The organism is Haemophilus seminalis, from assembly GCF_006384255.1.
In the GTDB taxonomy this organism is placed as follows: Bacteria; Pseudomonadota; Gammaproteobacteria; order Enterobacterales; family Pasteurellaceae; genus Haemophilus; species Haemophilus seminalis.
The window spans coordinates 1-875 of record NZ_VCED01000006.1; the positions used below are offsets into that span (position 1 = coordinate 1).

1 pseudogene is annotated in these 875 nt (G+C 45.0%); it reads right to left on the reverse strand.

Going from position 1 to position 875, the window contains the following annotated elements:
- Positions 1 to 875 (reverse strand): annotated as a pseudogene (locus FE813_RS10555) (adhesin); the annotation flags it as partial.

Here is an 875-nt window from a genome sequence, read left to right on the forward strand (position 1 = left end):
CAGTAGATGCTTCAGTTGCTTTGCTGTCTGCAGTAGATGCTGCTGTAGACGCTGCTACCGCTTTGCTGTCAGCAGTTGACGCTGCAGTAGATGCTTCAGTTGCTTTGCTGTCTGCAGTAGATGCTGCTGTAGACGCTGCTACCGCTTTGCTGTCAGCAGTTGAAGCTGCAGTAGATGCTTCAGTTGCTTTGCTGTCTGCAGTAGATGCTGCAGTTGAAGCCGCAGTTGCTTTAGAGTCAGCTGTAGATGCTGCAGTTAGAGCTTTCTCTGCGTTTGCTTTGGCTGCCGCTGTATCAGATTTTATTGTATCAATGTCTTGAGCAACATTTGTAGCTTTTTCCAGAGCACTTTTAGCAGCTGCACTTAAACCATAAATAATATTGCCATTGCTATCAGTGGTCACAGAAAGATCAGAGGTTGCACCGAAAGTAATTTCATTATCTTTGTTTAATGTCCATTCTTCAGCTGTACCATCCTCATTTGCTGCTTTATCTGCATTATTCTTTATTTTGAAAGTTTGTTTACGAGACTCAAGATTACTTACAGCAGTAGATACTGCAGTAGCCGTATTTTGTGCAGCGACTGCTGTTGTAGAAGCTGCAGTTGCTTTGCTGTCAGCAGTTGATGCTGCAGTAGACGCTTGAGTTGCAATGTTTTGTGCTACGACTGCTTTAGAGTCGGCTGTTGATGCCGCAGTAGAAGCTACAGTTGCTTTAGAGTCAGCAGTAGATGCTGCAGTAGAAGCTACAGTTGCTTTGCTGTTAGCGGTAGATGCTGCTGTAGAAGCTACAGTTGCTTTGCTGTCCGCAGTAGATGCTGCAGTAGAAGCTACAGTTGCTTTGCTGTTCGCTGTAGATGCTGCAGTAGAAGCTACA